Annotated in this window: 32 protein-coding genes and 1 tRNA gene; 25 read left to right on the top strand and 8 right to left on the bottom strand. The window is 51.8% G+C overall.

Annotated elements, in window-relative coordinates:
* Positions 1-295 precede the first annotated feature (295 nt).
* Positions 296-715 (bottom strand): helix-turn-helix domain-containing protein, encoded by a 420-nt coding sequence (locus tag KSX81_RS28450; RefSeq protein WP_004327295.1) that lies wholly within the window; start codon positions 713-715, stop codon positions 296-298.
* A 135-nt stretch (positions 716-850) separates the two neighbouring features.
* Here KSX81_RS28450 and KSX81_RS28445 point away from each other — a divergent pair, with 135 nt between their 5' ends.
* The 17 genes from KSX81_RS28445 to KSX81_RS28365 all read left to right on the top strand — a co-directional run bounded on the left by KSX81_RS28445 (position 851) and on the right by KSX81_RS28365 (position 9,732).
* Positions 851-1,042: a hypothetical protein gene (locus KSX81_RS28445; protein ID WP_004327296.1), complete on the top strand. Its 192-nt coding sequence runs from the start codon at positions 851-853 to the stop codon at positions 1,040-1,042.
* Positions 1,043-1,052: 10 nt separating this feature from the next.
* Positions 1,053-1,135, top strand: a tRNA-OTHER gene (locus tag KSX81_RS28440).
* A gap of 26 nt (positions 1,136-1,161) precedes the next feature.
* Complete coding sequence (locus tag KSX81_RS28435) at positions 1,162-1,362, top strand: hypothetical protein (protein ID WP_004327297.1); 201 nt, start codon at positions 1,162-1,164, stop codon at positions 1,360-1,362.
* Complete coding sequence (locus KSX81_RS28430; protein WP_005932418.1) at positions 1,352-1,573, top strand: hypothetical protein; 222 nt, start codon at positions 1,352-1,354, stop codon at positions 1,571-1,573. Before KSX81_RS28435 ends, KSX81_RS28430 begins: the two co-directional genes overlap by 11 nt.
* A gap of 15 nt (positions 1,574-1,588) precedes the next feature.
* Positions 1,589-3,628: a hypothetical protein gene (locus tag KSX81_RS28425; protein ID WP_004327299.1), complete on the top strand. Its 2,040-nt coding sequence runs from the start codon at positions 1,589-1,591 to the stop codon at positions 3,626-3,628.
* Positions 3,629-3,663: 35 nt separating this feature from the next.
* Entirely contained in the window at positions 3,664-4,533 is an 870-nt protein-coding gene (locus KSX81_RS28420; RefSeq protein WP_004326989.1) for an ATP-binding protein, read from the top strand.
* Complete coding sequence (locus tag KSX81_RS28415; protein WP_005932412.1) at positions 4,530-4,928, top strand: hypothetical protein; 399 nt, start codon at positions 4,530-4,532, stop codon at positions 4,926-4,928. Before KSX81_RS28420 ends, KSX81_RS28415 begins: the two co-directional genes overlap by 4 nt.
* Before the next feature lie 2 nt (positions 4,929-4,930).
* Positions 4,931-5,608 (top strand): hypothetical protein, encoded by a 678-nt coding sequence (locus KSX81_RS28410; protein ID WP_004325648.1) that lies wholly within the window; start codon positions 4,931-4,933, stop codon positions 5,606-5,608.
* Positions 5,605-5,841: a hypothetical protein gene (locus tag KSX81_RS28405; RefSeq protein ID WP_004326987.1), complete on the top strand. Its 237-nt coding sequence runs from the start codon at positions 5,605-5,607 to the stop codon at positions 5,839-5,841. The genes KSX81_RS28410 and KSX81_RS28405 overlap by 4 nt, the downstream gene beginning before the upstream one ends.
* 3 nt (positions 5,842-5,844) lie before the next feature.
* Positions 5,845-6,750 carry a hypothetical protein gene (locus KSX81_RS28400; protein WP_004326986.1) on the top strand — a complete coding sequence of 302 codons (906 nt, stop codon included), beginning with the start codon at positions 5,845-5,847 and terminating at the stop codon, positions 6,748-6,750.
* Between the two features lie 19 nt (positions 6,751-6,769).
* Entirely contained in the window at positions 6,770-7,075 is a 306-nt protein-coding gene (locus KSX81_RS28395; protein ID WP_004327415.1) for a hypothetical protein, read from the top strand.
* A 20-nt stretch (positions 7,076-7,095) separates the two neighbouring features.
* Positions 7,096-7,608: a hypothetical protein gene (locus KSX81_RS28390; RefSeq protein ID WP_004327414.1), complete on the top strand. Its 513-nt coding sequence runs from the start codon at positions 7,096-7,098 to the stop codon at positions 7,606-7,608.
* Between the two features lie 20 nt (positions 7,609-7,628).
* A complete protein-coding gene (locus tag KSX81_RS28385; RefSeq protein ID WP_008652657.1) occupies positions 7,629-7,838 on the top strand; it encodes a hypothetical protein in 210 nt (69 codons plus the stop codon).
* A gap of 183 nt (positions 7,839-8,021) precedes the next feature.
* Positions 8,022-8,465: a hypothetical protein gene (locus tag KSX81_RS28380; RefSeq protein ID WP_004327412.1), complete on the top strand. Its 444-nt coding sequence runs from the start codon at positions 8,022-8,024 to the stop codon at positions 8,463-8,465.
* Between the two features lie 21 nt (positions 8,466-8,486).
* Positions 8,487-9,137 (top strand): DUF3164 family protein, encoded by a 651-nt coding sequence (locus tag KSX81_RS28375; RefSeq protein ID WP_004327411.1) that lies wholly within the window; start codon positions 8,487-8,489, stop codon positions 9,135-9,137.
* 2 nt (positions 9,138-9,139) lie between these two features.
* Positions 9,140-9,355, top strand: a complete 216-nt coding sequence (locus tag KSX81_RS28370; RefSeq protein WP_008652655.1) for a hypothetical protein — start codon at positions 9,140-9,142, stop codon at positions 9,353-9,355.
* A 107-nt stretch (positions 9,356-9,462) separates the two neighbouring features.
* Positions 9,463-9,732, top strand: coding sequence for a hypothetical protein (locus KSX81_RS28365; RefSeq protein WP_008652653.1), 270 nt, complete (start codon positions 9,463-9,465; stop codon positions 9,730-9,732).
* Positions 9,733-9,741: 9 nt separating this feature from the next.
* Here the strand turns inward: KSX81_RS28365 and KSX81_RS28360 are convergent, their stop codons facing one another.
* A complete protein-coding gene (locus KSX81_RS28360; protein WP_004327410.1) occupies positions 9,742-10,188 on the bottom strand; it encodes a hypothetical protein in 447 nt (148 codons plus the stop codon).
* Positions 10,189-10,192: 4 nt separating this feature from the next.
* A complete protein-coding gene (locus tag KSX81_RS28355; RefSeq protein ID WP_004327409.1) occupies positions 10,193-10,825 on the bottom strand; it encodes a hypothetical protein in 633 nt (210 codons plus the stop codon).
* Positions 10,826-10,893: 68 nt separating this feature from the next.
* Between KSX81_RS28355 and KSX81_RS28350 the strand changes: the two genes are divergently transcribed.
* Complete coding sequence (locus KSX81_RS28350) at positions 10,894-11,127, top strand: hypothetical protein (RefSeq protein WP_005846335.1); 234 nt, start codon at positions 10,894-10,896, stop codon at positions 11,125-11,127.
* Here the strand turns inward: KSX81_RS28350 and KSX81_RS28345 are convergent.
* The 5 genes from KSX81_RS28345 to KSX81_RS28325 are packed head-to-tail and all read right to left on the bottom strand — an operon-like array spanning position 11,110 to position 16,393.
* On the bottom strand, positions 11,110-12,525 hold the full coding sequence (locus tag KSX81_RS28345) for a toxin glutamine deamidase domain-containing protein (protein WP_217713053.1): 1,416 nt from the start codon (positions 12,523-12,525) through the stop codon (positions 11,110-11,112). The two genes, KSX81_RS28350 and KSX81_RS28345, sit on opposite strands and share 18 nt — an antisense overlap.
* Before the next feature lie 17 nt (positions 12,526-12,542).
* Positions 12,543-13,931 carry a DUF935 family protein gene (locus KSX81_RS28340; protein WP_004327406.1) on the bottom strand — a complete coding sequence of 463 codons (1,389 nt, stop codon included), beginning with the start codon at positions 13,929-13,931 and terminating at the stop codon, positions 12,543-12,545.
* Between the two features lies 1 nt (position 13,932).
* The gene (locus KSX81_RS28335; RefSeq protein WP_004327405.1) at positions 13,933-14,358 is read right to left on the bottom strand and encodes a phage protein Gp36 family protein; all 426 of its coding nucleotides are present in this window, start codon (positions 14,356-14,358) and stop codon (positions 13,933-13,935) included.
* A gap of 18 nt (positions 14,359-14,376) precedes the next feature.
* Positions 14,377-15,945: a hypothetical protein gene (locus KSX81_RS28330; RefSeq protein WP_149192757.1), complete on the bottom strand. Its 1,569-nt coding sequence runs from the start codon at positions 15,943-15,945 to the stop codon at positions 14,377-14,379.
* 1 nt (position 15,946) lies between these two features.
* Positions 15,947-16,393 carry a hypothetical protein gene (locus tag KSX81_RS28325; RefSeq protein ID WP_004327418.1) on the bottom strand — a complete coding sequence of 149 codons (447 nt, stop codon included), beginning with the start codon at positions 16,391-16,393 and terminating at the stop codon, positions 15,947-15,949.
* 196 nt (positions 16,394-16,589) lie between these two features.
* Between KSX81_RS28325 and KSX81_RS28320 the strand changes: the two genes are divergently transcribed.
* From KSX81_RS28320 to KSX81_RS28290, 7 genes are read left to right on the top strand one after another with little or no spacing between them, the layout of a single operon-like run.
* Positions 16,590-17,627, top strand: coding sequence for a head maturation protease, ClpP-related (locus KSX81_RS28320; RefSeq protein ID WP_005846345.1), 1,038 nt, complete (start codon positions 16,590-16,592; stop codon positions 17,625-17,627).
* A gap of 11 nt (positions 17,628-17,638) precedes the next feature.
* Positions 17,639-18,862 (top strand): BACON domain-containing protein, encoded by a 1,224-nt coding sequence (locus tag KSX81_RS28315; protein WP_004327420.1) that lies wholly within the window; start codon positions 17,639-17,641, stop codon positions 18,860-18,862.
* Positions 18,862-19,326, top strand: coding sequence for an N-acetylmuramoyl-L-alanine amidase (locus KSX81_RS28310; RefSeq protein WP_004327421.1), 465 nt, complete (start codon positions 18,862-18,864; stop codon positions 19,324-19,326). The genes KSX81_RS28315 and KSX81_RS28310 overlap by 1 nt, the downstream gene beginning before the upstream one ends.
* Positions 19,327-19,338: 12 nt before the next feature.
* Complete coding sequence (locus KSX81_RS28305) at positions 19,339-19,725, top strand: hypothetical protein (RefSeq protein ID WP_004327422.1); 387 nt, start codon at positions 19,339-19,341, stop codon at positions 19,723-19,725.
* Positions 19,726-19,752: 27 nt separating this feature from the next.
* Positions 19,753-20,232 carry a hypothetical protein gene (locus KSX81_RS28300; protein ID WP_004327423.1) on the top strand — a complete coding sequence of 160 codons (480 nt, stop codon included), beginning with the start codon at positions 19,753-19,755 and terminating at the stop codon, positions 20,230-20,232.
* The gene (locus KSX81_RS28295; RefSeq protein ID WP_025066778.1) at positions 20,198-20,521 is read left to right on the top strand and encodes a hypothetical protein; all 324 of its coding nucleotides are present in this window, start codon (positions 20,198-20,200) and stop codon (positions 20,519-20,521) included. The genes KSX81_RS28300 and KSX81_RS28295 overlap by 35 nt, the downstream gene beginning before the upstream one ends.
* 11 nt (positions 20,522-20,532) lie before the next feature.
* Complete coding sequence (locus KSX81_RS28290) at positions 20,533-21,093, top strand: hypothetical protein (RefSeq protein WP_004327424.1); 561 nt, start codon at positions 20,533-20,535, stop codon at positions 21,091-21,093.
* Position 21,094: the final 1 nt, after the last annotated feature.

Raw genomic sequence — 21,094 nt, 5'->3', positions numbered from 1 at the left:
GTCTTAAAAAGTGGAAAGGTTATTCACTTGCTTATTCATTTGGTTATTCATTTAAGCTATTACAAAAACGAAATGTTTTGATTGCTTATTCATTTGGTTATTCATTTTTGTGCCTATTTTGTTCTAATAAAACGGGGAAATATCTTTTTTTTATTTGGTATTCATCGGTTTTTATAATATTGTAGGGGGTAAATTGTATATAGATAATATTTATTTACTCCCCTGTATTTTTATATATTCTGCTGTAAAATAGTGATTTAACTGTTTTTACCTCCCTTTCCCCATAAAACACGTTTTAGATGGCATTGGCAACCGTAGAATCGCTTGCATCCGAAACACGCCCCGACTTGTCCTGTTTAAGTTGTGTAATTGTCTGTTTGAGCATCCCTATTTCCTCTGCCATTTCTCGAATGGTGGAGTCTTTTTCCCTTAAAACATCCAGAAGCTCCCTAAAATTATTGTTAGCTGTTTCTGGAGGAGCTGTTTCCGTTACTACTGGTGTAATTTTTTCGGCTTCTATATCTTTTAAAAGAAAGTCGTCGATTGATATTCTAAAAAACTTAGATATTTCACATAACAAACTCAATTTAGGTTCTGTATTACCCAGTTCATAGTTTGACATTGTACCTTTTTTGATGCCCAGAAACTCAAATTCATCTAATTTAAGTCCCCTACTCTCCCTTAGATATCTAAGATTCTTAGAAAAAACGCTCATAAATCTAAATTATTTGGATTAATACTTTGTTGTCTAAGAAACTTAGACTATATTTGCCACGTGATTAAAGTTTAAACACGCCCCAAAGCTACAAAAAAGGCTTGAGGTAACAATGAGAATTTAAAAAGAAGCAAAATGGAAGTAAAATTTAAAAAGGGACAAAGTGTGAGAATCACCAAGAGAAATGGTGAGATCATTGATGGTATAGTTCGTGACTGGGATTATAACATTTGTACGTTCGTGCGGGAATATAATATCGATTATATGAAAAATGGTCAGGTTTGGACTGTAATATGTGTTCCGGAGGATGCGATAAAGGAGCTTTAATAATTTTCTCGGGCAGTTAGTTCAGCTGGTAGAACAAACTAAACTCCTATAATGGAGAGGTTATGGTCCGCGGTTCGAATCCGCGACTGCCCACTACGATAATTTAAATATTAGATAGTATGAAAGAACGAATAGTTGTAGAATACGGTGAGGTGAATAAAATTGCCGAACTGATGGGCTGTACAAACGTGATGGTGAGTCATGCGCTTGCCTTCCGTAAGAACAGCAAACTGGCCCGTTCCATTCGTAAGCTCGCCATTGAGCGCGGTGGATCCAAAGTAGGTGGTAATCCTCAAAATACAAGTAGCCATGAAAAATGATTTGATGACATTGTTCAGCGACCAGCTGCACTGGTTTGCTCGTCTGAAACGAAAACAGCGCTTTTGCGTGCTTTACTTCTGTATGAGTTTCGGGATCCTGCTCTCTATTTTTTTTATTAATCCGCTGCTGGAACTTCTCGTAGTGTTGAATTTCGGGATCTCCGTGCGGCTGCTGAAGAAGCATGTCCCTTTGAATGATTTAGAGGATTGATAATCAAGCTGGGAGATGGAATACTTTGATAATATATTGTGTGTAACTTACAAAGAGTTGCTGGATATAATGCCCAAAGGCACTTTGAATAGCCAGCTGTCCCGAGAAAAACTGGATGTCGTTTCCCGTGGCGGTGGTGAAAATAATCCGGCTCTGTATGCCTATTCCTCCCTTCCCGAGAAATACAAGAAACGTTGGGTTGAGCGTCATGGCGAACCCGAGAAACAAATGAGACAGGAAATGATCCGTAACATAGTGAAGAAAGACGAGAAGGCCGAGAACTTTTTCGAGGATTACCGTTACGACAAGAACGGTGAGATGGTCGCTCTTCCCGAGGATGTGAAGAAGGAATACACTTGGAACGCTTCGGTGCTGAACGCGTTGATGGAAGAGTTCAAACGCTTGAGTTCATCCAATAACAAGCTGACCGGTTTCCGCCGTAACCTTTGGGAACTTCTGCTTGTCACGAGTGAGGAATGGCGTCCGGTGTACGGGCACAGTCTTCCGGGCAGTGTGGGGCGTTTGAAAGCCCTGATAAACAAGTTCCGTCCCGACAACTACGGTGTGCTTGTGAGCGGTAAATACGGCAACAGCAACACGCTGAAGATCGAGGAGGACGGCGGGCGTTACCTTGTAGCATTGAAACGCAGCCGCGTTCCGGTTTATACTGACATGGAGATCTTCGAGGAGTACAACCGTGTCGCTCCGGAACGTGGCTGGAAGCCCCTGAAGAGTCCCCGCAGCCTCCGCGAATGGTTCAACAGCCCGCGTGTCGAACCTCTGTGGTACGATGCCGTTTATGGGGAAATGAAGGCACACCAGCGTTATGACCGCAAGCACCGGACCATCCTTCCGGGCCGTCGTGACAGCCTCTGGTATGGCGACGGCACGAAGCTGAACCTCTACTATCGTGACGAGAACGGAAACAAGTGCACTACAAGCGTGTACGAGGTGGTGGATGCCTATAGTGAAGTCCTGCTCGGTTATTACATCAGCGACAACGAGGACTATATCGCCCAGTACCATGCTTTCCGCATGGCTATCCAGACGAGCCGGCACAAACCCTACGAGATCGTGTGCGATAACCAGGGCGGTCATAAGAAGAACGCGGCGCTGGGCCTTTTCTCGAAGATCAGCCGTATCCACCGCCCGACAGCTCCGTATAATGGCGAATCTAAGACGATTGAGAACATTTTCTACCGCTTCCAGAGCCAGGTATTGAAGAAACGTTTCGGTTTCACCGGGCAGAATATTACGGCAAAGAGAGATACAAGCCGTCCGAATTTGGAATTCATCAACGCGAACATCGACTCCCTCCCCACATTGGAGGAACTGAAGGAACAGTATGCCGCCGCCCGTGAGCAGTGGAATTCAATGAAACACCCTGCCACCGGCATCTCCCGGATTGAGATGTACAATACCAGCGTGAACGAGGCTACCGATGCGGTAAGTGTGTCGGATATGGTGGAGATGTTCTGGTACACGACCGAGAAACCGTCGCTGTTCACCGCCAACGGTATCGAGATCACGGTACAGGGAAAGAAATACCCTTACGAGGTTTTCTCCGCCCCCGGTGAGCCTGATCTGGAATGGCGCCGACGTAACACCTACAAGAAGTTCTATGTCCAGTACGATCCTTATGACATGAGCAGCGTACGTCTGCTGTACAAGGATAAGGGCGGAGCGATGCGCTTTGAGTGTGTGGCTTCGTTCCCGCTGATGATCCACCGTGCCCAGCAGGAGCAGACGGAAGCCGAGAAACGTTTCATCCGCGCCCAGCAGGAGGCCGTCATCAACGAGCGTATAAACCGCCAGGTCGTTGCCAAGGACATCGAGTACGAACATGGTGTCGCACCGGAACAGAACGGTCTGCGTACCCCTGACCTGAAAGGTCTCGGAAAGGAGGCGCAACGCCAGATTGACCGTCGCACAAGAAAATACAGCCAGCCGGCCCGTCCTTCCATCGGCCGAGACATGAAAGTCATCAGCAACGTGACATGGGACAGCTTTGAGAAGAAGGAAGTGAGCATCCGCAAGGTGGTCGGGAAATTATAAGGAACAGATTTATAACAAGATAAAAAATATTGATTATGGAAATTACAATGAAAGAAAAGGACGCCATCAGTGAAAGCCTCCGGGCTTACGTGGCGAAATACCCGAGCCAGACGAAGGCTGCTGGCAGCCTGAAGGGGGTTAGTGTAGGTACTGTTAGCAATATCCTGAATGGCCGTTATGAGAATATCAGCGACGAGATGTTCCGTAATGTCGCCTCGCAGGTCGGTGGTGTAAGCGCTACCGGCTGGCAGATCGTGGAGACCGGTGCTTACCAGGAGATCACGGCTGTACTCTCCGATGCGCAGCGCTGGCGCAATGTTACCTGGGTGACCGGCGAGGCCGGTTGTGGCAAGAGTACCACCGCCCGTGTTTACCTCCAGGAGCATAAGGAGGTTTTCTATATCCTCTGCTCTGAGGACATGAAGAAAGGTGACTTTGTCCGCGAGATCGCCCGTACGGTCGGAATCCGGACCGAAGGGTATAATATCCGTGAGGTGTGGGGGCTTATATTGGATGACATCATCCAGATGGACGCGCCCCTGCTGGTGTTCGACGAGGCGGACAAGCTGACCGAACCGGTGTTCCACTATTTCATCAGCCTGTACAACAAGCTGGAGGAGAAATGCGGTGTCGTGTTCTTGAGTACCGATTATATTGCCAAGCGCATCAGCAACGGCTTGCGGTACCAGAAGCCCGGCTACAAGGAGTTCTACAGCCGTATCGGACGGAAATTTTATGAGTTGGAGCCTACGGACGTGAACGACGTGTTTGCGATCTGTTCCGCCAACGGTGTGACTGACAGGAAAGACATCGATAAGGTGATAAAGGAGGCTTCGACATGTGACTTTGATTTGCGGCGTGTGAGGAAGTCCATTCACAAGGTGAAACGCATGACGGGGGAATGACCCCCGTTCAAATACCGTTCAAACGTAATTTTAAGGATATGGAAAACAAATTTGAATACTTAAAGATCGACGGTCGCGAGCAGCTTCCCGCTCCCTGGAGCGATTACCCAGTCTTGAGGGAATACGAGACGGTGACCGTTTACCGGAATGGTCGCGACTACCTGGACGCCCTTGTGGGACAGCAGGACGGCTGGTGGGTTGCCGGCGTTCACATGGAGGTGGGCGGTTCCGGCGGTGGTTTCAACCCGGGACGTAAATGGGGACAGTTTGCCACCCGTGAGAATGCCCTTTTGTGGGCACTCGGCAGGATGCTCTGCCACGAGAAACTGCGGGGTGCCGCACGGCAGGCCGTACTTGACCGAATTGACAATATCCGACAACTAACACTGTTCTGACCATGGAAGAAGAGAAAAAGGATAATAAAAAAGCGGGCATGAGACGTGCCTTGAATGTCAGGGACATCCTGAACAAGAAGTATGACGTATTCCCTTTCGAAGGGAAATGGAAGGATGCCTTCGACACTCCGGAAGTCCGGGGCTGCTGGTTCGTGTGGGGCAACAGCGGTAACGGTAAGACCTCTTTCGTGATGCAGCTCTGCAAGGAACTTTGCAAGTATGACCGTGTGGCGTTCAACTCCCTGGAGGAAGGAACTTCTCTGACAGTCCAGAATAACCTGCGGCGCTTTGGTATGGCCGAGGTAAGCCGCCATTTGGCGTTCATCAAGGAGGACATCCCCACCTTGAAGATCAGGCTCCGGCGTCATAAGAGTTTCAACATCGTGATCATTGACAGCTTCCAATACACACAGATGACGTATCGTGACTATATCCAGCTGAAGGAGGAGTTTCCGGACAAGCTGTTTGTTTTCATCAGCCATGCCCGTGGCAAGAATCCTAAAGGTGATGCGGCCACGAGCGTGATGTATGATGCCGACCTGAAGATATGGGTAGAGGGCTACGTCGCCTTCAGTAAGGGACGTTATCAGGGGGCCACTGGTGAATACACAATCTGGGAGAAGGGCGCCTATGACTATTGGAATGTGGCGGGACCGAAACAGAAAGGAGGCCAGGCATGAGCAGGATAAAGAAACAGCTGGAGATTTGTCCTCCCGCCTATATGTGTAAGGGGCCTAACCGTGAGAACTTCGTCAGTACCGGCCACAAGTGTGGTTACTGCAAGGGCAACGGCTGGTTCTGGGGAACGGAAGAGGGCAGCCGCGAGGACGTGCATGTATCCTGCCCGGTGTGTGGCGGCAGCGGTGAGCTGGATGCGATTATAACAGTGGACTGGAAACCTTCAAGCAAGTGAGCCATGAGAAAGGAGTATTACAACTACGTTGTGAAGCTGCCCGTTCTGCTTCATGAACTGTTCCGCGGGAAGGTTGCCGACTATCATTTTTCCGACATGACGGTAGTGATGAACCACCTGGTGAAGTCCTACATCCGCATGACGGATGGTGGCAGGGTCTCCACGGCCACCCGGCGCATCCTCCTCTGCATGGATCGTATTCCGGACATGTCGTTCTTCTTCCGCCGTCAGGAGAAGTCGGTGCTGTTCTTCGAGATGGATCCGGCCGTTGCCGGCAGCCTGCAGCGTGCCATCATCGCTGGCGGCTGGGGCAACCGCCAGCGTCTTGTCGTCCGCCTGGTGTGCGCCTTCTGCTGCGGTGCCGGTGTGACATTGAACAACCTTTCGATGGAGCTTGCCTCCGAAGAGGTGTTCCGCCGTCCTGAAGGCTACCTCATACATACCTACGTGAGCAATTACCAGTACGTGTTCCTGAAGGAGACGGCCGCTGCCCAGCGCATGAGCGTGGAGGGTATGCTGACGGCTGCTGCTGAACTGCTGGTGGGAACGGATGACGAAGGTTCCGGATACCATATTCCGGAGAGTCTCGGCCGTATCGCTGACCGCGTGTTCGAGGTGAGGGGCAGCACGCTGAAGGACTTCCGCCGGCAGTGTCTGGTGAGCATCCGCACGAACACTATCGGTCCGGACCGTATCGCCTCCTTCATGGAAAAGCACGGCATCGCCTCCGCCCGTGAGTTCCTGCGCCGCGTGGTCCTCTTCTTTCTGGAGGCACGGTATCTGATTTACCGTAAGGAGGTAGAACTTGATGAGGATGACCTTCCGGAGGAGGAAGAGACGGATTGGGAGGAAACTATGTACAGCCAGTATCAAAAAAGAGATTTCGCGATTTCAACATATAATTATTAACCATTAAAATTTAACAGAAATGATTACAGAAAAACAGAAAGAGGCAGTAAAGGAACTCTGCCAATACGTGGATAACTTTTGTAAGGAAAACGATCTTAGTGCCTTTATGAGCGTTGCGGCCAGTGAGGACCATCCAGACGGGCTTGAGCAGATAGCCGGCTCAATCATTACCGGCAAGACTGAACATATTGTCGGCTCTATTTCCGGGGTTGTCAAAGCGAATAAGAATGTCTATATGCTGCTTTCCGTGGGACTTATGCAGGCCTACACGAGAAAGGCTGACATTAATACTATTCCGTTCGGTGAAAATTTGAATATGAACTGATGAATGCAGCATAAACAGCTATGAGTGAAAATAACAACAAGCAGAAACGTAAACGTGTCTGTCCGCATTGCGGCCGAAAGTTGTGGATGCGTGAGTTCTATCCGTTGAAGAATGGGGGACGGAGTTCCTGGTGTCATGAATGTGTGCTGGTGTACAAGCGTGAACAGTACCGCAAGCACCGGAAGGTTGCTGACGGTACTTTCATGCACCGGACACTGGGACGGCTCGTCGAGCATAAGGGATATTCCACCCGTATCTTTTGGAACGGTAATATGCTTTCCATCATGCGTCGCCACTATCACAATACCCTCAACCGGGAGCTGGCTGAAATGCTCGGTGTTTCCGAACGCAGCGTCACCCGGAAGGCCCGAGAGATGGGACTGGAAAAGGACAAAGGTTTTGTAGCCTCCCTTAGCCGGGAACATTTGTTGCTGGCAAACGCGAGAAGCAAGGAACTGGGATATCCGGGCGGCTTCACCAAGGGGATGAAGTTTCGGGGAAACCAGTACACCGGGAGGATAAGAGTTGAATAACATACAGCACGGTCAATATTATGAGTAAAAAAATGGTAATTGTGGTCACCGCAGTTGGTGTCCGTAAAGTAGTGGAAAAATGGCTCTGTGAGAATATGACTTGCGAGCTGGTTGTGTCACGTAACGCACGCCATGAGTGTTGTGTGGAAGTCATCTATGATAGCGGAAACCCTTCGGTTTTGCGTACTCTTCTACGCTCTGCCGTGGGTGAAATCATAGAGTTGTGCTGATGTGGTATGAATAGTTTGAGTTAATGAAAATCTGAATAGAATGGGCATACTTGAATTTTTCGACCAGTATAAGTGTACAAAAAATGAAAAAGAGCATCTTCTTGATTATTTGTGTACTATCAGAGTAAAGAGAGTGATTAAGGAAATCAATGACCTTAAAATAAACAAAAAAACAGTATAGCCATGCAGATAGACATCAACAGCCGCAAGCAGTTAAATAAACCCGAGAATTATGCGGCGTTTTACAGCCTTTTGAACCGCCTTCCGACATCGGATCGTGACGCACTGAAGGAAAGCATCGTTTCCCAGTACACGGAGGGACGTACCACGAGTCTGCGTGACATGACACTGAAGGAATACAGTGCCGCCGTGTCCGCCATGCAGAAGCTGGTACCGCCCACTTATCAGGAACAGCTCCGGAAGATTCTCCGTCAGAAGCGTTCCGCGGTACTGCACCAGATGCAGCTGCTGGGTATCGATACGGCCGACTGGGACCGGGTGAACGCCTTCTGCCGGGACAGCCGTATCGCCGGCAAGGAGTTCCGTGAACTTGACTGTGAGGCGTTGGACACGTTGCAGGTGAAGCTGCGTGCCATCCGCCGTAAACGTGAGAATAAACAACAATAGCAACCATTTAATTTTTTAGCTATGGATTTGAAAGAACAATTAAAAAGCCTGTCCGCCCAGGACAGGAAGGAGCTTTTGAAACAGCTCCAGCAGGAAGAGAAGGAAAGCAAGCGTAACCGGCGCGATGCCTATGAGGGCCTCCGTGCGCAGTTCATGCTTGAAGTGAAGAACCGGCTGCTCCCGGTTGTGGATGACGTGAAGGCGTTCCGCGACTGGGTGGAGAAAGAGGCCGCCGCCTTCCGTGCGGTGATGCGTGAATACGGCCAGCTGCGTAAGGACGAGCAGGCGAGCTTCACCATCGTGGACGGTGACATGAAGCTGGAGGTGAGGAGCAACAAGGTGAAGAGTTTCGACGAGCGTGCCGACCTTGCCGCCGAACGCCTGGTGGATTACCTGAAGCGCTACGCCATGGGGCGCGAGCTGGGTACCGACGACCCGATGTACCAGCTCGGCATGACCATGATCGAGCGCAACCGCCAGGGCGATCTGGACTACAAGTCCGTGAGTAAGCTGTACGAGCTCGAGGACCGTTTCGACAGCGAGTACACGGAGATCATGGACCTCTTCCGTGAGAGCAACGTGGTGTACAAGACCGCGGTGAACTACTATTTCCACAAACGTGACGAAAACGGTGTCTGGCACCGTATCGAACCCTCATTCTGCCGGTTGTAGTCATGGAGAAGACGAAGAACATCGCGCCGCACGTCATGGCCTGCAAGCGTTGTGAAGGCAAGGGACGTATCTTTTACCTGGACCAGGGAGGAGCTCCTTTATCCGCAAAATGTCCGGTCTGTAATGGCAGCGGGCGGGTGAAGGTACAGAGCAAGGTGATCACCCGCATCGAGCCGTTTGTTCCGGGTGAGGATGACACCGAACTGATGACCATGTGATTTTGTTCACACTCTAAACAGAAAAACGCCGCATTCATACACGATGCGGCGTTTTTTTATTAACATCCCCGGTTAAATGCCTAATTTTGCAGCATATACCTGAACTTATGGCTAAAGGACGAGACAAAAAACTGATAGAACTCCGTGATGAAGCCCTGTGCCGCCGTTACTATTACTGGACGGAGGTGCAGCGCCTGCGTTTTGATGATGCCCTGAAAGTGTTGTCCCGCCAGGAGTTTTTCATTTCCGAGGAGCGGATCATGTCCATTATCCGGTGCAAGTGCCGGGAGCTGAAGGACTTGGAGGTGAAGCCCGTCCCAAAGGTTAAGAAACCCCGCCTGACAGCCGTCCAGCTTTCCCTGTTCACGGGGGAATGAACCTTCCCCTTACTGCATGGCCGACTCGTCATGCAGCGTGAAAGAATAAACCGTCTCGTACACCTTGATGTTTCCCGGCAGCGAATAGTCCCGGCTCTTTACCCTGACCAGCGGGCTGGTCTCTTCCGTGCACTGGAACTCCTGCAAGGCTTTGTACAGCTCTTTGGCCTTCAGCTGCCGTTCCCTTACCTTGTCATAGGTTCCGGAGGTGTAGTGGGTGTCATCGTAGCAGTCAATGGCCAGTCGTATGGTGATGAGTGACTCGCTTTTCTGTACCCCGTAACCGAGGTCATTCCAGTCCGATTCGGCGTTCCCGACAAGCACGCAGGGGAAGGTTACCGGATAGTGGTCCTCCTCCGCCCCGGCTTCAAGCTGTCCGTAGTCCTCGTCAATGTATGACAGTTCAGGCATCTTTTCGGCGATGCGTTCCATGATCGCGATAAAAATTTCTTCCATGTTGTTATAAGTTTAAAATATTTCTGATTTCATTCTCCATTTTACGGTCTATCTTTTCGGACAGTTCCCGGCTTTCCCCGATAAACTGGCGTTGCGGTATTTTTATCCGGAGCTTTTTCTTTTTGGTCAGCGCCAGCCTTTTCCATTTCAGCGCTTCCTGATTTTCCTGCGGTTCATTGTTTGCGGCAGAACCCTTCTTTTTGCCTTTTCTTTTGCCCGTGGCGGCTTTTTTAGCCTTGCCTGAAGCCTGGTAATACTTCGCCCATGCAAAACGCCGCATTTGGGGCGTAACAGTCGGATGAACTTCTCCTCCCCAGTTATTGACCGGCGCATAGACGAGTTCGTTTGCCACCCTCACTCGGTATTCTCCCGGCATGTATTTGACGGAGCTGAAGAGATGGTTCCTTCCGGAGAGCAGCGTCCCGTAGCTCCCTGCCGCATCGGTCCGTCCCGAGGACAGCCTTTTCGCTTTCGGCCACGGGTGTAATCCTCCGTTTACGAAACCTTCCCGGCGGAAGTTGTCCTGGAAATGGTCTTTTGCCATTCGTCCAGCGATAACCGGCATTTTCCGTTTCATTAGCCCATCCAGTTCTTTCCGTTTGGCTTTTATCAGTTTTGAATATTCTTTTATGTCCATGAATGACTGAATTAAAAAATAATTTTATACTTTTGCAGCAAGGCGTTTTTTATGTGCCTTTTTGCGTTATGGAAATACCTAAACAAGTGTCGGAATTAGCAAACAGTAGCGGTTACAACTCCGTTGTCTTATCAGCCAGTTCCCCTGAAGGAAGCATCTATTCCGTGGGCTGTGTTGACGGGGATGGTTTTGAGTTGCCTGTCGGTCTTCCCGCCTTTATTCTGTTCGACGGCCAGTCCTGCCGTCTGGTGGACGGTGAGGAGGGGCTGGCACTTTCTTCCCGTTTATTTGGTGATGAATAGTCCCATGATTTTGGGATTTACCAGTTTGTTGTCTATTCTTATCACTCCCACACGGCCCGCTTTCATGCTCTGTATGTAATTGCTTGCATCATCCTTTCCGGTTTGCGGGTCGAAGAACCTTGTCTTTCCTTCAGTCACCTCTGCGCAGAACACGTGTGCGGAGCCGCCTTTCCAGGCACAATATATCTCGTATATTCCATCCTCTCTGAATTTTTCCCTGAAGTATTCCTTCAGCCGGTTTGCATTCATTACTTGATATCCCTTTCTGACCTGCCATTTATAGGTATAGTCATAATCCGGCTTTGTTCCGTCCCGGTTCAGGAAACGTTCTTCCCATGTGATACCTTGTTTTGCCATTTCATTGTATGCGCTTTGTCTGATGTTGGGTTTTGCCTCGATGTCAAACCCCAACCTTCTGAGCATGTGTGTCACGGTGCAGGTCTGGCAATTCACGCGGTATCCTTCCTCTTTTCCGAATTTCGGGTTCTCCTTTCCCTTGTTCGCCTGTTCGTATGTCATCGGCTTGCCTTTGGTAACGCCGAGTGCCTTTTCTATCTTGAGATTGTTGCGGGCGATGTCGGTTTTTTCCTCCAGCGTCAGGTTGTCCGGCATTTCGGCTATCATTTCGTTGATGCGCTTGGTCAGTGCGTCCACGGCTTTTTTTGCTCCCGGATGCGCTTCAGTAATGTAGGGGTGTTTGTCTGAAAACAGTTTGCCGTCTTTTCCCGGATTGTTTTCCAGACCGTCATGTGCCTTGTTCTGCCCGTTTTCGTCCGGTACCGCTGTCGGCGCTTCATCCGTTGATGAGAGCGTGCACTTGCAGTTCCATCTGTCTCCGGGCCTGTGCTCGTTCCAGAACGGATCATCTATCGGACGTATGGTCCCCCAGAAAATCTGGTGGTCGGCTCCCGGCGTCACACTTGTGGACGGCATCCATTTGAGGTTCGGCAATACATCCTTTTCCCTTTCGAACTGTCTCCAGTCCGCGGCCTGGTGTGCCCGTATGACGGCCGTGTCGTATTCTGTACGCAGCCAATGGATCATCTGGTGGTCGGCTATGGGCATGGCTTCCTTCACCCACTGTTCAAACGGCTTTAAACTTCCGTTTTTGTCCAGCAGCAGCGCTGCCATGTCGTTCTGTGCCCTGTGTACCTTGAAAGCTGCGAACACGGCGTTGTTCATTCGGATTTCACGGTAGAAGTCATAATCCGGATCATCGGTTTTCCGTGTCCCAAACCCCTTGTCGGTGGCTTTGTTCATCGTTTTCCACGTGGCCTCGAACAGGTTCTCCTCGATGTCGGTCATGGGATGGAAATCTTTGCTGTATATGTTCTTCAGGGCTTTCTTCAGTACCTCTTCATCGAACGAGAATAAAGTTTCCACCTGTTTGTCCTCCATTCTGTAGAGGTCGTTTATCACCATTCTAAAGCTGCCCCGTCTCTCCCCGGGGCTTTCCCGAAAAAACGTTTCAGCCAGTTGTATGCGTTTTTAAGGGCATTTTTCTTTTCTTTGGGTGTTCCTTTACCGTGCTTTTCCAGTTCCGGTTCTTCTTCCGGATCCGGTTCATCCTCTTCCGCCTTTTCGGTCTCTCGGGCCTTCGCTGCCTCGATTTCCGCCGCTTTCTCCTCCTGGCGTTTCTTCAGCTCGTCATAGTTTGCCGGTTTCTCGATCCCGAATTCCTCGTAGAGGTAGTCGTCACCTACCGGCAGGTTGAAGTTCGTACGCAGCTGTGTGAGGATGGACATCTTTTTCTCCGGTTCGATAAGCTTCTTTTCCGGATAGCAGAACTCCCCGCCTGTGGTGTCTATTCCGAGCATTGCGAATATGTCGGCCATGTCATAGTTGAGCACGTCGAGGATGTCCTGCCTGTCGGAGAGCGTCACTTTCTCCTCCACGTCCTTGTGTACGGTTCCCAGTGCCTGTGTGCCCTTGTCGGAGGCTTCGGTGGTGAGCGTGTTTCCGAGGAACAGCTTTGAGATTTCGTTGTTGCAGCGCTCGCAGAGCTTGTCGTAGAGGTCCGCGCTCCCTGTCTTGTTCGCGGCTTCCACGAGCTTGAGCACCGTATCCTCCGCGTGCACGAAAACCGACAGGCTTCCGGTGCTGTCCGCGTCGTCCAGCGCCCTCTGCCGTGCCTCGTCGTCATCCGTGGGATACGTGTACTCCCTGATGGGCGCTCCGAACACTTCCGCGAACTGTGCCCAGTCCGCCACGTCGTTACGTTTGTATATCACCCAGATGGCTGCTTTCACCAGCAGTCCGGGATCGTCGGGTGAACCGATGAACAACAGGTCGGGGTACTCGTCCCAGGACGTCCCGGTGGTGTCCGTCTGGTGCCGCAGTATGAGCCTGCGCACGGGATCGACGTGTTTGCGCGGTATCAGGTCGTAGTTCACCCATTCCCCCTTGCGGTAGAACTGCACGAGTGAGAACCCCCAGAATTTGGCGTCCAGGATGTCCCCTATGAACTTCCGGAACCATGGGGACCTGATCTGCTTGTTCACCTTCTCGTCCGGCTTCCCGTTCCTGCGGAATTCTATGGAAGATGCCAGTGCGGCATTCTTCCGTTTCTCTATGACACTTGTCAGGTGCGTGTCCATGAGTATGTCGCTGAACAGGTCGTACAGCCTGAAGCGTCTGGAGTAGTCCACATTCTCGAAAGCCCTTACCGCGAGCATGTAGTCCGCTATGTCTATACCGAACCTTCTGGGCTGTGTCAGTATGATGGTTGCGGGTCCTTTCTGCCCGGGCCTCGGCAGGTTCCCGCTTTGGGTTATCTTTCCGGCCCCTTTCTTTCTTTTGTTCATATTACCAATGGTTTACACGTTTACGGTTGCTTTTGATAAGGAAATTTGATTTTGCCGCCCTCGTCTCTTCGGACAGCAGGGGCAGGCCGTCCACCGATATCTCCTCGGCCGCCACGGCTTTCAGCCATTCGACCGCCCTTTCGTGGCGTTCCTTCCGCAGCGGTGACAGGTTCCTCGGGTTATGTATGCAGAAGATGTGGTACACGGCTATGTCGATGGCCATCATCAGGACAAGCTGGTTGCGTTTGTCACCGGTTGCCGTGAATATTTTGTCACAGTCGTAACGTCTGGAAAGGTAGCAGCGCATCTCGGCGACGGCGCGGTCCTCGCATATCTCCACGACGGCGTCGTCCTCCCTTGTCAGTGCGTCCAGAATCTCGCGGTGTATGCTCGCGTCGTAGTCTGAAAGTTCGATAAATTTGCTCATAATGATAGGTATTGAAGTTTACACTCTGTACTTGTTTTGTGACCGCGTGCTTTTCCTTGTGACAATGACGGGCTTTTCCGACTGTCTGGCCTTGCGGTCTATAATTCTGTTTCCCCCCTCCACGCAGTCGGGTCCGTCTGCCGGATAGGTCAGTTGCAGGTTGAACAGCTTGAACTGTTCCGCCATCCGTTTCATGTGCGGGTTGTCCTTTTCGGCCTCGTTGAGTACCAGGTTCCCCTCCCGGTTGAGCGGTTCCAGGTTCGCCTCGATACGTGTGGCCTTGTCGGTCTTCTTCTCCTCGTCCCCGGCGATGTACAGTGATATTTTCCTTTCCCTGCGTATCCGCCGCACGATGGGCTGGAATACCTGCTGGAAAAAAGGATCCTGTAATTTGTTGTTCTCCATGTAACAGTATACGGTGGTTTTCCCGCCCACGAACTCCAGCAGCTTGATGTACCACTCTACAAATTCCGCGTTCAGCCCCCTGTCCAGGAACGTTTTTATCAGATAAAGCCTTCCCGCGAGTTTCCCGAGCAGGCACACCGTTTTGGTGGAACTTTTTTTCGTCTTGTTCTCTCCCGGTGCGGGGTCCCCGTATATCACCAGGAACTTGAACTTGGAAAGTGCCGGCACTTTCCCGTAGGTGATTTCCGCGAACACGCCGCCGTCCACCACCGGGTTGTTGAAGAACTCTTTCTGTGCCGCCGCCGCGCTGACCAGTGAGAGGAAGAGGTCTATATCCTCCTCGGAGTTCTTTTCGGGCCATACGGACAGCCCGTCCTTTCCCCGGATGTTGATGATATCCACGTGCCCGATTCCTTTCGCCTTCAGTTCGGTTGCCTTTTCGATGGCCCTTTTGATGCAGCAGTCCGGCGCGATGATGTTCCCGTTGAACAGGATGCGGTAGTTTCCCGATACGGACATGGTCGGTATCAGCGCCTCCTCCAGCCATTTCCATTTGGTTTTGATCCGTTCCGGATTCCGGCACTCCTCGTCGGTGTCTATATCGTCCACCAGAATGAAGTCCGGCCGGAAGTTCTTGTTACGCGTACCGCGCGGTGACTGCCCGGCTCCGATGGCGCGGAAGGAGCATCCGGACATGCAGGTGAACTCCCCGGTTTCCCACGCTCCCGGTTTTTTCTGCTGTCCGTAGTCCTGTATGATCCGCTGGTTCTCCTCGAAGTTCGCCATGAACGGCAGCAGTAGCCTTTCCGCATTGTCTGCCGAGTTGGAGATCAGCAGCACGTTGCGTATCTTTTTTGTCAGTGCCAGTTTGGATATCTCCATCATGGAGCGTGCGGATTTCGCCAGCTCGCGTGACCAGGCCCTTACCTCGTACCAGCGGTTGTTCCTCATCAGCCGCCCGGTGGCTTTTTTGTGGAAGGCGGCGGACTCGCAGGTGCAATACATGGCGAAGTAGTATTTGAACCACTCCTCGTCGTTCTTCTCCAGTCTTTCCCGCCTCTGCCTGATTTCCGTTTCCGTGTCCGTGGGGTTGATGTCCGAATGTTCGCGCACGGATGCCACCAGCTCGTTCCAGTTGTCCAGTGCGATCCTGTCCTGGGGTGTGAGTCTTTTCTTTGCCATGTCAGGATAATTTTGATTTGACAAACGCGTCCAGAAGCGGGGTGATCTCCTTCGCCTGCGTGGAATCGTAGGTCCGCACCCATTTGAGCAGGTCGGAGAACACGGAGATGATGTCCGCCAGCCCCACTTCTGTTTCCAGTTTCTTGATGGCGTTCGACAGTTTGGAAATGGTGTCCGCTTCCGCGGCGTTCGGGAACCGTTCCCCTTCCGGCTTTCCCATGATGGCGTTGTTGAGTTCCGCCAGCTGCCGGTACAGGTTCTTCAGCTGCTCCTCCCGTGTGATGGTTATGGAAGCCTTCAGCTGCTCCCAGTTTCCTTTGCCTATCCAGTTGTTCACAGTCACCCGTGAAACCCCCACACGCTCGGCTATTTCCGCCTGCGTGAGCGTTTCGCGGGTGTAGAGCGTTTTCGCCCATGCCTTTTTCTGCTCGTTTGTAAGTTCGGCCATATTACCTCCTTTTTTACGTGCAAAATTGATAAGGAAAAGGAGCGAAAAAAAACGCGCTCCGCATGATGACATTTTAAAGCGTCATGGCAATCCTTTAAAGTCTCCATGATGAAAACGCGGTTTGAAAAAGGCTTTTAATCCCCCTAATTTCGCACCGTAAACTTTGCAGGGAAGGACCTGCCAAAACGATAGTGACATGAGTAGATTTTTCAATATGATACCCGGAACCGATGCCTGTTGCATCCTTCTTTACGGTGACATCGGTGAGTACGATGATAACGTGCGCAGCGGTGATATTGCCCGTGAACTTCTGGAAGCGGAAGCCCTGACCGGGAAGGTGGACGTGCGTATCAACAGCAACGGCGGCGAGGTTTATTCGGGCATCGCCATTTTCAATGCCTTGAAGAACAGCAAGGCCGACATTACCATCTACGTAGACGGCATCGCCGCCAGCATGGCCTCCGTCATCGCCCTTTGCGGCAAGCCCGTGCAGATGAGCCGTTATGCCCGTCTGATGCTTCACAGTGTCCAGGGCGGCTGTTACGGCAACAAGGATGAGATGAAGGACTGCATCCGTGAGATCGAGGCGCTTGAGGATACCCTTTGCGAGATGTATGCCACCCGTATGGGCAAGGACAAGGAGGAAATCCGCGCGATGTATTTTGACGGCAAGGATCACTGGCTGCGTGCCGACGAGGCGCTGGCGCTGGGGCTTATCGACGGTATTTATGACGCTGACCCGGTACCGGAGGACAGTACCCCCGAACAAGTATTTCAAATATTCAATAACCGGCTGCACAAGCCACAAAACGAGAATAGCATGAATTTAGACGAACTCAAGAGACGTCCGCGGTTCAAGAACTGTGCGACGGATGACGATTTCCTGCGTGAAATCGGACTGCTGGAAACGGAGGCTGGCAAAGTCCCGGCCCTTGATGCCGAGGTCACCCGCCTGAAGGGCGAACTGAAGGTGTTCCAGGACAAGGCGGATGCGGATGACGCTGCCGCGCGTAAGAAACTGCTTGATGATGCGGAACAGGACGGCCGTATCGATGCCGCCACCCGCCCCATCTATGAGAACCTTCTGGCAAAAGACCGGGAGAACGGGGAAAAGGCATTGGAGAAGCTTTCCCCCAAACGTAGTGTCATGACCGACCTTCGTGTGAATCCGACGGGTGAAAGCCCCTGGAACAAGCGCATGAGCGAGATTAAGGACAAGTTGAACCATAAATAAAAACATTTGCCATGGCAATAGTAGTAAGAAACACGAATTACAACGGCGAGGTACTGGAGAAAATACTGGTCCTGGCCACCACCGGGAATGACCTTGTAGAAAAAGGTCTGATCATGGTGATCCCCGGTGTGGAGAAAAAAATCAGCCTGCCGCGTATCAAGACGGGCAAGATGCTCCAGAAGCGTAAGGAGAACCCGACTTTGGAAGACTCGAAAGGCAATTTCAATTACTCGGAGAAATCACTGGATCCGGAGGACTTCATGGCGTTCACGACTTTCAATCCCCGTGCCTTCGAGCATGTTTGGCGCAAGTGGCAGCCGAAGGGCAACCTCGTGTTTGCCGAACTTCCCCCCGAAGCGCAGAACACGCTTCTGGATGAACTTAGCAAGAGTGTGAAGTTCGAGCTGGGCTGGCATTACCTGAACGGCGAGTTCGGTTCGGACGACGACCACCTTTTCAACGGTATCCTGACCCAGGCGGCTAAAGATCCGGATGTGATCGTGGTTCCGGCTCCTTCCGATACTTCCATGATCGGCAAGTTGAAGGCTGTCCGCAAGGCTATTCCAAAAGCCCTGCGTGAGAATCCGAACCTGCGTATCCTGATGAGTATTGACGACTTCGACAAGTACGATGACGAGCTGACCGAACGCGAGTACAAGAACACGAGCGAGACGGACATCAACAAGAAGCGTTACAAGGGTATCACCATCGAGACGCTGAATTCCTGGCCTGATGGCCTTATCGTAGCCACGCTCTGCTCGATGAGCGCTGACGGCAACCTTTTTGCCGGTGTGAACCTCCAGGACGATGAGGAGGTGATCCAGATTGACAAGTGGATGAACTCCAGCGAGCTGTACTTCTTCAAGCTGCTTATGAAGGCCGACACGGAAATCGCCTTCGGCGAGGAGTTCGTGGTGCTTGACACCCGTGAGACTCCGGTGTTCAAGGTAGTGGAACGCAGCATTTCTGCCGATCCGGCCGCTCTTTCTTTCAAGGCCGCCGGTGAGAGCAAGGAGGTGAAGGTCACTGCCTCCGGTGATTACAGCGTGGTTTCCATTCCTGCCGGTTTCACGGCAGTCGGTACCGATGGCTCTCTGACGGTCACCGCCGGTGTGAACAGTAGCGGCAAGGCGGTATCCGGCACACTTGTACTGGGCCTGGACGCCGATCCGGAGAAGAAGGTGGAGATAGCACTGTCCCAGGCGGCCGTTGATGAAGAGGAAGGCGGTGAGTGATGGGAAAGCTGAAGTATCTTGTCATCCATTGCACGGCCACTCCTGAAGGGCGTGAGGTAAGCGGTGCGGAGATTCGCGCCTGGCATACGAACCCCGTCTCAAAGGGCGGCCGCGGCTGGAAGCAGGTCGGATATACCGACCTGTTCCATCTGAACGGCGGAGTGGAACGCCTGGTGAACAATAACGAGGACGCGAATGTGGACCCGTGGGAAGTGACCAACGGCGTGGCCGGTTACAATTCCGTGAGCCGCCATATCGTCTATGCCGGCGGGTGTGCAAAGGATGGTAAAACGCCTGCGGACACCCGTACCTCCTGGCAGAAAAAGGCGCTTGAGAAGTACGTGAAGGATTTCCATCGTCGTTTTCCCGATGTGAGAATCGTCGGTCACAATGAACTGGCGGCCAAAGCCTGCCCCAGTTTTGATGTACAGAGATGGCTTAAACAAATAGGTATAACTCAATAAATCAACAACAACATGAAAAGATTTCTTTTATTCTTTGTGCTGATACTCGGATTCGTGTCAGCAACTTTTGCCCAGACCGGTACAGTACCGGAAGTCGATTATAGCGCGATGATCACCACCTTTGCCGGTTTTGTCGGTGGCGTGGTGTTGCTCACGGAAGGGATCAAGGCTCTGTTTCCAAAAATGCAGGGCTTGGCGACACAGATTGTCAGCTGGTGTGTGGGCATTGTGGCCGCCATGCTTTTATGGTGGCTGGATGCGGGCTTTGTCGCTGATGCCACGTGGTATATCGCGTTGTGTTACGGGTTCGGTGCGTCCCTTGTGTCCAATGGTGTTGCCGATACGGGATTTGTCCAGTGGCTCATCGGACTGTTTGCGGGTAAGGATGCCGGTAAATAGGCTTTGACCTGAAAGACCAGTGTGCGTATGGACTTCAGTGCTGTCATGAATCTGGTGCTGGGCGGTGGTCTGGTAGCCACGATAATAGCCATCATCACCCTGAAATCAACGGTCAGGGAAGCGAGGGCGAAAGCGGAGAAGGCTACCGCCGAAGCCGAGACGGTACGGATTGACAATACCGAACATGCCACCCGTATCCTGATCGAGAATATTGTAGAACCCTTAAAAGAGGAACTGAATGAAAACAGGAAAGCTTTGCAGGCGACCCGGCGTGAAATGGCACGCCTCCGGAAAGCCATTGATACTGCCAACAGTTGCAGGCATCATGATGATTGTCCTGTTCTTTACGGGATGCGCGAGTACTCGAAAGAGCAGGACGGAGGTGAACCGGAACAGCAGCCTGTCGTCAAGCGCCGACAACGTGTCAAACGTGAGGCGGGGGTTGTTGATGGCGGGGATTCCGAAATCGGCGGTGAGCCTGACGATCCCTCCGGACAGCCTCCGTAAACTTCCCTCCGGTTCGTCCTACCATTCCAGGAACGGGCAGGCGGGCCTGACGGTGAAGAGCGATGCGGCCGGCAATATCATAGCGGAGGCATCCTGCGACAGCCTCCAGCGGCTGGTACTGTGTTATGAGGAGGAACTGACCCGTATCCGTAATGAGACACATGAGGACTCATTCACAGTTGAAACGGAATTTGAACGTCGCTTTAGTCCCGTTAAAATAGCGCTGGCCGCTTTTATAACCGGATGTGTTGCCGGCATAGTATTAACTTTCAAAATCAAGAAACAATGAATAAGAATTTCATGTACGGCGTCGGTGCCGTGAAATACAAGGACTTTGTGGTGGGTTACATAGAGAAGAATTCGTTTGACATGGGCGGGCAGAAACCCGAATCCGCCAAAATCGAGGCGGAGCAGGTGCCGGGAACCCCGGTGCTTATCATTCCCCAGTCGAATGGCAGCATCGCCCCCACGTTCAACGTTATCCAGCTGAACTACGAAAACCTGCATAGCTTGCTGGGTGGTACCATGCACTACAAGGAAGAGGACTCGGAAAAGAAAACCCCGATTGGTTGGACGGCCCCGACGGCAGCCGTGTTGCTGACCGGTCCGTGGGAAATAGCCCTTGTTTCGGGGCAGAGCATCCTGATTCCCAATGGCACGCTACTTTCCAATCTCGGCGGCAAGCTGACCCTGACAGAAACGGCGAAAATCGAATGCACGCTGGAAGTGGCCATGCCGGAAGACGGCTCCCAGCCCCATGGCGTATTCAATACGGATTCTATCCCGGAAGAGTGGAAACAGTATAAACTGCCTCCTGCTGAATCTGCCGCTGCTGCTTCCACTAACCTGGCCGAGGAGTAGC

It is taken from the genome of Bacteroides sp. MSK.18.37 (assembly GCF_019129155.2).
Taxonomy (GTDB): Bacteria; Bacteroidota; Bacteroidia; order Bacteroidales; family Bacteroidaceae; genus Bacteroides; species Bacteroides ovatus.
This window is presented reverse-complemented; position numbering and strand designations above follow the sequence as displayed.